Below are 5,048 nucleotides of genomic sequence, written 5' to 3'. Positions count from 1 at the left end.
TGCGGCTGACGCTGTTTTTGTTCTCGGCTCTGGTTTTTTCCAGCACAAGGTGGGCGGCTGCCAGCAGTTCCCTGCCCTCGGGCGTGTCGTCGCGCAGGATGTCCAGAGGGAGGTCAGGGCGGCGTTGCCTGAGTTGCGAAGGGTGGGTCACGCGCCTGCATACCCAGTCCACGGCGTTCAGTATTTCTTTGGCCCGTATGCGCCCGTCGTTGTCGGCATCAAGAAGCGCCAGGGTCTGTGGGTCAAACTCAAGACCGCGCACTGGGCAGCTCATGGCCATCCACAGTTTTGGGTCCAGGCGGCTCAGGCCCGTCCACTCGGCGTCCCCGGTCAGCAGAGCCTGGTCAAGGCCCGCCATGCGGCGAAACGTGAATGACGGAATTCCAGACGCGGAGGCTTGCTCCGCGCCTGCGGAGAGAGGGGGGGTGCGTGTTGTCATCGGCGTATCCGTATATGGCAGAAAATCAGCTTTTCTGATTTATTGTGCGTGGTATGTGGCGCTGTGTCCCCTGTGTGAGGTTTCCGTGCGCGGCTCGCCCGCGGCGCGTTTTTACCGGATTGTGGGGTACAGCCTTATTGAGGATTGATACTATCAAAGAAGAGGCCCAAGGTCGAGGCCTGTTGCGTTATTGTGCTGCAATAGCCCGGAACAGATTGGATTTGTGTGTGTTATTCAGAAATGCAGTGCAAAGCATGTATGAAATAAAATACCGCGCCAAACATGGTGGCGCACTTGCCTGACTGGTGCGAATGTGGCGCCAGCGGCAGAAAAAATGGATGGCAACGATCAGGAAGAGTTAAATGTGTTTTTTGAGGCTTTACCGGCAGGAAGGAAAAACAATTTTTATGTCTGTATTAGAGAAGATTAACTTTGAGAATGTACATTCTCAAAGTTTAAGACACGCTCGCTTCGATGCTTAACCGCGCAAGTAAATAGCTCTGCTGTCTTCGCGGCAGTCGTTGGCGAGCCTGCGAGCCTTACGAATGGCGACAGCGATTGTGTGGAAACAGGCCGATCGTTACACATGCTGCCTGCAAGCGTAGTTTCCTGCGTTACGACTTCTGAAGCATCCGTAACTTCCTTTGTCGTAACGGCTGAAGCTGCGCTTGCATCTTTGCGGCGGGCGACTGCTCACGCAGCCGCCAGAGCAATTTCACTTTGAAATTGCTCTAGACAGTGTCGTCACGAGCGCCTTTCCCGGTATCTCTGCGTCGAACTTCGCCTTTTATTCCGGTCGAGTACCATAAGAGTACACTCCCTGCATAAAAGGCTCGTTCTCCTTGATATACCAAGGAAATTCATCTCGTGACGACACTGCCTAATGAGACAGGTTTTTTATTTCCTCTTCAATAAGGGCTACAAGTTCTGAGCCGCTCATGCGCACGGAGCGTGCAATAAGAATAAGCGCATTGAGAGAAGCTCCCCGTTCGCCGGTTTCCAGTTGCGCGATGTACACACGCGACAGTCCGGCAAAGTCGGCAAACTGCTCTTGCGACAGACCGCTGCGTGTGCGAAGGCTTCGCACGGTCTTGGCAATGGCTACATCCAGGCCCGGTAAGATTTGCATAGAGTATATGTAAAGCTTTTAAATTTAAATTCAGTATGCGATTGCATACAAATTTAGCGACTTGGCTTCTCGTATCACACTATAGTGCTATGTTTTGAAGGGCTGTTCCAGTTAGAGGAGACGTGTCTGCCAAGGGGATAAATATTTATAACATTTTCATTTTACATGCAAAGTTATTTTTTCTTAACAGGACGCATCTGCAAAAAATCCGGGACGCCTGCCTTGTGCGCCACGAGGCCGGCACTTCAGCAAATGCAGCAGCCGAATTGGCTGCTGCAATGTTTTTCAAAAAATTCATGCGCGGTAATATTTGCTGCAAAACTATTCTGAAAATTGAAAATTAAATATAACTGCCGAGATATGATTGTTTAATGAATAATATTTATGGACGGTTGCATGGACACTGAAAATATTTTTCCGTAATTATATTAAAAATATATGAATTTTAACTTACAGTGCAGTAAAGACAAAAATGCCGCCGCCCGCGCATTGTCACGTGCGGGCGGCGGCTGCAAACGGCAGGTTTGAACGGTCTGCCTGTGTTGGGCAAAGAACTTCCGGCAACCGGGTAAGGGCTGCCTGCTGAAAGATAGTGCGGCGCGCCCCCGGCAGACCCTGATCACTGAAACAGCGCGGCGGGACTCCGGGGCGGCTGCGCTTATTCGGCAGCTTTTGCGGCCTGGTATTCAGCCACGATTTTTTCCGTTACAGGCTGCGGGGCTTCTTCATAGTGGGCAAATTCCATGGTGAAAAATCCCTGGCCTCCGGTCATGGAACGCAGATCGGGAGCGTAACGCAGCACTTCGCTCATGGGAACGTGGGCCTTGATTTCAGTGCTGCCGCCCTGCGAGTCGGAACCGAGCACCTTGCCCCTGCGGGAGGAAAGGTCGCCGATCACATCACCCATGCTTTCGTCAGGAACAGAAACAGTCAGCAGCACGATGGGTTCCAGCAAGACCGGTTTGAGATTTTCCATAGCTTTTTTAAATGCCAGCGATCCTGCCACCTTGAAGGCCATTTCGGATGAGTCCACGGTGTGGTAGCTGCCGTCATAAACCTTGACGCGAAAGTCAACGACCTGGCATCCGGCCAGAAAGCCCCGCGCCGCCGCTTCCTGTACGCCCTTGTCAATGGCGGGAACGTACTGGCGGGGAATGACGCCGCCCACAATGGCATCTTCAAACTGATAGCCGGAACCGCGCGGCAGGCCTTCCATTTCTATCCAGCAGTCACCGAACTGTCCCCGGCCGCCGGACTGCTTTTTGTGTCTGCCCTGCACCTGGCACTTGCCGCGCACGGTTTCGCGGTAGGGAACCTTGGGGGTCTTGAGCACGATATCCACCTTGAAACGGCGTTTGGCCTTTTCCACGGAAAGCTCGATGTGCAACTGCCCCATGCCCGAGAGCAGAATGTCGCCGTTTTCCCCGTCCCGGCCGAGTTTGAGGGTGATGTCTTCTTCCAGCAGCCGCTGCATGGCCGCGTAAACTTTGTCTTCCTCCCCCTTTTCCTTGGGGGCCAGGGCGTAGGTGATGAGCTGCGGCGGCAGTTGCGGCATGGGCAGCACAAAGGGAGCTTTTTCATCGCAGAGAGTGTCGCCTGTGCGGGTGTTTTTGAGCTTTGCTACGGCCACAATGGCGCCGGGACCTATGGGTTCCTTGCAGGGAGTCTGGTTTTTGCCCGTGAGGAAAAGCAGGCTGCCCAGGCGTTCATTGTCCTCGCTGCGCATGTTCTTGAGGTTGACATCGCCGCTGATAGTGCCGGAAAGGATGCGCAGCAGGGAAAGCTGCCCGGCAAACGGGTCGGCCAGGGTCTTGAACACAAAGCAGGCCACCGGGCCGTCCGGGTCAGCGGCCCGGACAGCGCCGCCCTCGCCTTCGAAAGGCGGGCGGTCAAGGGGAGAGGGCAGCAGGGCTTCTATGGCATTGAGCAGGGCCACGCCGCCCCTGTTTTCCAGGGCCGAGCAGGTCAGGACGGGGATCAGTTCTCCCTTGATAACGCCCGCCCGCAGGCCGCTGTGCAGGTCTTCCAGGGGCAGGCTGCCTTCTTCCAGATATTTTTCCATAAGGACTTCATCGCTTTCAGCGATGTTTTCCACGGTAATGTCGCGCAAAAGACTGGCATCGTCCGCAAGTCCGGCAGGAATTTCGGCCTCAGCCGTGCTGCCGTCGGCCTTGAACATATGCGCCTTGCCGGAAAGCACGTCGACCATGCCCAAAAATGTTTCGCCCTGGCGGATGGGCAGTTGCAGGGCCACGGGCCTGATGCCCAGAGCGGCCAGACCGTCAAAGGTCATCTGAAAGTCGGCACGGTCACGGTCAAGCTTGTTGACCACGATCATGGCGGGCAGACCGGCCTGCCGCACCATGTTCCAGAATTTTTTCGCCAGAGGCCGCACGCCGTCCACGGCGTCCAGCACAAAAACCACGCTGTCCACACCTTTGAGCAGGCATTCCATATCGCCCGTAAAGTTGCCGTCGCCGGGAATATCCAGCAGGAAATGCCGGTTCTTGTTCCACGTATAGGTCGCGCAGGCGGGCTGCACCGAGCCGCGCCGCCGGGTTTCTTCCGGCTCGTAGTCGAGGCTTGTGGTGCCTTCTTCAACGGCGCCCATGCGGGTGGTGGTTCCGGCATTGAACAGCAGCATCTCGGCAAGAGAGGTTTTGCCGCAGCCGCCGGTGCCGACGAGTGCAAAGGTGCGTTGCATTTCCAGTGGGGTAGGCATGGTTTTCTCCCTTAGTAAGCGATGTGGCTGGCGCGCGCGGCGCGGGCCGGGTGAACGAAACCTAGGGAAGGAGCGCTGTGTCGCGAAGGCGGGGCAAGGGATGCGGCTATGCCCGATCGGCCGGTTCAGCCGGAAAAATTCGACTGATCGGCACAGGGGACGGGCGTTTTCCGCAGGCGTGATCCTGACCGCCGTGATGGGAAACGTGCGCTCCATATGCTATTATTGTCCACGATACATACTTGCCCAAAAAAAGGGAAGGGCCGGACAGGCTTAGAGATACGGCAGGCCGAAAAAGCGTGCACAACTCTCTTGACAGCCGAGGCCGCTGCAGTGACACTTTACAGGATATACCGGGCGGCAGCCCTGTGGCGGAGGATATATGACCTGGGAATGGGCCGCGGCCGGCGCCGTATTTTTGCTGGTGGTGGTATTCAGCGTGCGCCTGATGAAGCGTGGCCTTTTTACTCTGGAGGACGAGCGCGCCCAATGTGAGGAGCGCATACGTCTTATGGAAGAGGAATTGCGCCAGGATCAGAAAAATATGCCATCCAGCGAGCATCTGCGTATTGCCTTGGCGGGTCTGCGCGACTTGCTGCGTCTGGCGGGATATCCCGGCGGATTCTGGATTGAGGTGACCGCGCGCGGTCAGGGAGAAGCCGGAGGCGAGGCATTGCTGCTGCACACCCCCGGCGGGGACTGGCGCATAAGCCTGAGCATGCGTGAACGGCAGTTGCGCGCCGTGCGCAAGGTGGCCC

At 56.2% G+C, this 5,048-nt stretch carries 4 protein-coding genes and 1 pseudogene; 2 read left to right on the top strand and 3 right to left on the bottom strand.

Translation table 11 applies throughout. The annotated features are described in order from the left end of the window. Nucleotides 1–439, bottom strand: a pseudogene (locus V6C16_RS07750) (hypothetical protein); the annotation flags it as partial. A gap of 880 nt (nt 440–1,319) precedes the next feature. After that, nucleotides 1,320–1,568: a helix-turn-helix domain-containing protein gene (locus V6C16_RS07745; RefSeq protein WP_333535235.1), complete on the bottom strand. Its 249-nt coding sequence runs from the start codon at nt 1,566–1,568 to the stop codon at nt 1,320–1,322. 122 nt (nt 1,569–1,690) lie between these two features. On the opposite strand from V6C16_RS07745, the gene V6C16_RS07740 reads away from it, so the two are divergent. Then, nucleotides 1,691–1,912 (top strand): hypothetical protein, encoded by a 222-nt coding sequence (locus V6C16_RS07740; protein ID WP_333535234.1) that lies wholly within the window; start codon nt 1,691–1,693, stop codon nt 1,910–1,912. 314 nt (nt 1,913–2,226) lie between these two features. Here the strand turns inward: V6C16_RS07740 and V6C16_RS07735 are convergent, their stop codons facing one another. Next, nucleotides 2,227–4,290 carry an elongation factor G gene (locus tag V6C16_RS07735; protein ID WP_333542971.1) on the bottom strand — a complete coding sequence of 688 codons (2,064 nt, stop codon included), beginning with the start codon at nt 4,288–4,290 and terminating at the stop codon, nt 2,227–2,229. A 382-nt stretch (nt 4,291–4,672) separates the two neighbouring features. Here V6C16_RS07735 and V6C16_RS07730 point away from each other — a divergent pair. Next, nucleotides 4,673–5,048 (top strand): translation initiation factor IF-2 (locus tag V6C16_RS07730; RefSeq protein ID WP_333535037.1); only part of this gene is annotated, 376 nt, incomplete at its 3' end.

Origin of the sequence: Desulfovibrio sp. 1188_IL3213 (genome assembly GCF_036763145.1) — a bacterium.
GTDB lineage: Bacteria > Desulfobacterota > Desulfovibrionia > Desulfovibrionales > Desulfovibrionaceae > Desulfovibrio.
The sequence above is the reverse complement of the archived record's forward strand: the minus strand, read 5'-3'. Positions and strand labels throughout refer to the sequence as shown.